This is a genomic window from Candidatus Poribacteria bacterium, from assembly GCA_021295755.1.
GTDB lineage: Bacteria > Poribacteria > WGA-4E > WGA-4E > PCPOR2b > PCPOR2b.
Genome location: JAGWBT010000185.1, coordinates 7,638 through 11,659, shown reverse-complemented (window position 1 = coordinate 11,659; position 4,022 = coordinate 7,638). Strand labels below are relative to the sequence as shown.

At 48.7% G+C, this 4,022-nt stretch carries 4 protein-coding genes; all 4 read left to right on the top strand.

Going from position 1 to position 4,022, the window contains the following annotated elements; genetic code table 11:
• The first annotated feature begins 483 nt into the window (after positions 1–483).
• Entirely contained in the window at positions 484–1,557 is a 1,074-nt protein-coding gene (locus tag J4G02_20940) for a flippase-like domain-containing protein (protein ID MCE2396990.1), read from the top strand.
• Positions 1,558–1,595: 38 nt separating this feature from the next.
• Positions 1,596–2,567 (top strand): GDP-mannose 4,6-dehydratase, encoded by a 972-nt coding sequence (locus J4G02_20935; GenBank protein ID MCE2396989.1) that lies wholly within the window; start codon positions 1,596–1,598, stop codon positions 2,565–2,567.
• A 155-nt stretch (positions 2,568–2,722) separates the two neighbouring features.
• Complete coding sequence (locus J4G02_20930; GenBank protein ID MCE2396988.1) at positions 2,723–3,631, top strand: NAD(P)-dependent oxidoreductase; 909 nt, start codon at positions 2,723–2,725, stop codon at positions 3,629–3,631.
• Between the two features lie 44 nt (positions 3,632–3,675).
• Positions 3,676–4,022: GNAT family N-acetyltransferase (locus J4G02_20925; GenBank protein MCE2396987.1), on the top strand; the 347-nt coding region annotated here is incomplete at its 3' end.

Genomic DNA, 4,022 nt, shown 5'->3' with positions numbered 1-4,022 from the left:
AACGCAAAACCGTGCTAAAGCAATCTGTATCCAAAGCACAAATGCTTGGGCTTTAGACCTAAAGGATTTTTTGGTAAAAGCCCTCATTGCCCTGAAGTTTGCTATGTCAAGCCTGCATCCTATAGTAACCCTTGGTGCTAGTTAGTGAGAAAGTCGTTTCCACATTGTTCAAGTCGCTTTGAACCCCGATTTATCGGTGAGTTCATTGATTCATTAGTCGGTTGGTTCATTCATTTTCCGGACGTTCCACCCTTCGGATACACATGTCGCCCCTCTGGGGCTTTAGGGTCTTTGTTTATCCGTGTACTATAGACATGTCGCCCCTCTGGAGCTAAATGAACCGATTAACCAATGGTTTTGACGTTTCACGCATCACATTATCAACAGCTGCAGACTAGCGCCATTGGTTAAGACTCCAATCCATCAATTCAAAGTTGGCACACCAATCTGCTTTGAAACAGGTATGTACCAAGGAAACAGTGTATGAAGGAATTCGTTAGCAGATCGCTCAATCCGAAAAATTTCGCTCGTGGCATACTTATTTTTATTCTATGCACAATTATTGGATTATATCTTAGCTTTTTACGGAGCGATACTGCGAATATCGGGGTTGTCTTACGCTCAATGGACGGGAGATTTTTACTTCTCGCAGCGCTTTTCATGTTCTGCGATTGGTTATCAGGCGGTGCACGTCTCTATATTTTTGTGCGGAAGATGTCACCGCACGTGACATTTCTGCACGGTCTACGAGCCAATTTGGCAACCATATGTATCGGAGGAATCACACCCTTTCAAACTGGGGGCCTTGGGCATCTTTATATTTTTAATCGGGCGGGTGTCCCGTTCTCAGGAACTGTGACCACCGGCGTCATCAGCTTCATTGGCACACTGACGTTTCTTATGCTTTCGACAGGGTATGTTGTGCAGCGTGCGCCCGACTTTCTTCCCAAAGCGATTACGCTTGTCAGTCAATATAGCCTGTTGATGTTTGCGCTTACCCTTTCTGTCTTTCTCATTTTGCTCATCAAACCAGAAACAATATTGCTTCCTCTGACCCGTATCCAACTGCCAGAACGACGTGGCTTTCGACTTGCTGCAAATCTCCTGGACCGCCTGATTCTCACCCTCGAAAACGTGATTGGGGAGCACAAAGCATTCACTCGTATGTTTGTCACTGAACATAAATTAGTCTGCCTGTTGAGTTTCGTTTTTACGATGGGTATTTATATGAGTCGGTTCGTCGGTGGTTATGTTGTTGTTCGCGCCTTGGGAGGAGACGCTCCTTTTTGGCATGTCATTGCGGTCCAAGTAATAATCAGTTTTGTGACCATATTCGCCCCTAGCCCGGGCGCAAGTGGCATTTCAGAGTTTTTAATTGCGATTCTGATGAAGCCACTCCTCGTCTCCGGAGGAATTGCCGGAGCAACTGGCCTGTATGCCCTAATCACACGATTCTTCACAACCTATTGCGGCGTCGCGGTTGGAGGCATTGTTTTGATGTCGCAATTGACGAAGGACCTCCGACATCGAAAAGAAAATGAGGAAATCGAGGAATAAACTCACGCGGAGTTTATGAGTCCGTTTACGCTCTACTTATGAAGGCTTATGTCACCGGTGGCACAGGTTTCATCGGCAGCCATCTGGTCGAGCACCTTGTCGATCAAGGCTACCATGTCACCTGCTTAATCCGTAAAACGAGCAATCTGCGTTGGCTCGATCATCTCCTTACATCGAAATCGTCGCAGGTCGAACTGGTCATTGGTGATTTGCACGACTTCGATGTTCTGGTGGAGCATATTCGAGGTGTTGATTTGGTTTTTCATCTCGCCGGTTTGACCAAAGCGCCGGACGCTGCAACCTATGACCGAGTCAACGCTAAAGGAACAAAGCGTCTCATTGAAGCGTGTTTAGGTGTACAGACAAGTTTAGATCGGTTTGTCTACTGCAGCAGCCTCGCTGCAGTTGGTCCAAGTCGCGACGCAACACCGAACACGGAAGATGTTACCCCGCAGCCACTAACGGATTACGGAAGCAGCAAACTCAAAGGCGAGATGATTGTNACAGTTATTCGTCCACCGGCGGTTTATGGACCGAGGGATGCAGACATCTTTCTCTTTTTTCAGATGATTAATCGTGGAGTGATACCAATCCTCGGTGATGCCGATAAACTGTTGAGTTTGGTGCATGTGAAAGACTTGGTAGCAGGTATTTATACTGCTGCTGCATCCGAGCGTGCAATCGGCGAGACCTATTTTTTGACAGATGGTGATATTCATACATGGAGGGGGATTGAGCGCGTAATTGCTGATGCACTGGAAAAGCGTCCGATTAAGCTGAAGGTGCCGTTTTTCTTGTTGGATTTTATTTCAATCTTTGCGGAGGCTGCAGCGAAAATTACGCGCCAAACTCCAACTTTGAATCGCCAAAAAGTCCAAGATCTGAAGCAGCGATTTTGGATCTGTGACAGCACAAAGGCACAAAAGGAACTCGGCTATCGCCCAACCTATACCCTTCAAAACGGGATTCAGGGAACGGCAGATTGGTATCGGGCGAATGGTTGGCTCTAATTGTGCATCAGTTCATTGGTGTCCGACCTACGAGGGTCATAGAAAAAGAAAGTGTAAAACGCTAAGAGAAACCGAATTTTGAAAAAACTCGGTTTCTGTTGGATGATTTCTTAACATGAACCACAACCTATAATTAATTCTAAGGAGATAAAATTATGGCAACAACAATTGATCCACAGAGTACAAAAATTGGCTGGGTTGGTACAGGCGTGATGGGACGCTGGATGTGTCAACATATCATGGACCTCGGGTATTCAGCGACGGTCTACAATCGAACCAAAGCAAAAGCGCAACCGCTGCTTGATGATGGAGCCTCATGGGCAGATTCACCGAGCGAAGTTGCCGCAGCGTCCGATGTTATCTTCAGCATCGTCGGGTTCCCGCCCGATGTACGTGAAGTCTATCTCGGCGATAATGGCATTTTGAAAGGCGCGAAGTCTGGCAGTTTGATTGTTGACATGACAACCACTGAGCCTTCGTTGGCGCAAGAGATTTACGCAGCAGCGAAACCGTTGGGTGTCTCTTCGATTGATGCTCCGGTTTCCGGTGGCGATGTTGGTGCACGGGAAGCGCGGCTTTCCATTATGGTGGGCGGCGATGCCGATGCCGTTGAAACGGTCATGCCCCTCTTTGACGCGATGGGCGGTAATATCGTGCATCAGGGCGGCGCGGGCGCAGGACAGCACACCAAGATGTGTAACCAAATCACGATCGCTGGAACGATGGCCGGTGTCTGTGAAGCATTGCTGTACGGGTACAAAGCAGGATTAGACTTGGAGACGATGCTCTCGTCGATCAGCGGAGGCGCAGCTGCCTGTTGGTCGCTTGATAACCTTGCCCCTCGCATTCTCCAACGTAACTTTGACCCCGGCTTCTTCGTCGAACACTTTATCAAGGACATGGGTATCGCGCTTGATGAAGCCAAGAAGATGAACCTCAGCTTGCCCGGACTCGCCCTTGTGCATCAACTGTATCTCGCTGTCCAAGCTCAAGGCCATGGGCGCTTAGGGACGCAAGCACTTATGCTCGCTCTGGAGCAGATGTCGAGTACGGAGTTGAGTTAGTTGATCACCGGCTTCAAAATGGCATATATACACAGGAGAACCCGATGGCAAGGCAATTGAGAATGGTTCGACCCAATTTGGATGGATTGCCCCAAATGGAGATTCCGGAGGGGTATGAAATCCGCACCTACCAAGAGGGGGACGATGTACACTGGGCAAACGTGATCAGCGACTCGTTTGGTGGTGAACGCACGGCTGAAGATGCCCGCCGCGATATTATGGATCGCGATGTGTTTGAGCCGGAGGGGCTCTATTTTGCGACCTATTGGGGCACGCCGGTCGGTACGACATGCGCGTGGAAAGATACGCTCGATGAGACAGAGGTTGGCATTGTCCACATGGTTGGCGTCCATTCTGCCCACACGGGACATAAGCTCGGTAGATGTGTAAC

What these genes read in the sequence shown, in the direction of transcription:
- J4G02_20930 (MCE2396988.1), top strand. Translation starts at nt 2,723, where the DNA reads ATGGCAACAACAATTGATCCACAGAGTACAAAAATTGGCTGGGTTGGT.
- J4G02_20940 (MCE2396990.1), top strand. Translation starts at nt 484, where the DNA reads ATGAAGGAATTCGTTAGCAGATCGCTCAATCCGAAAAATTTCGCTCGT.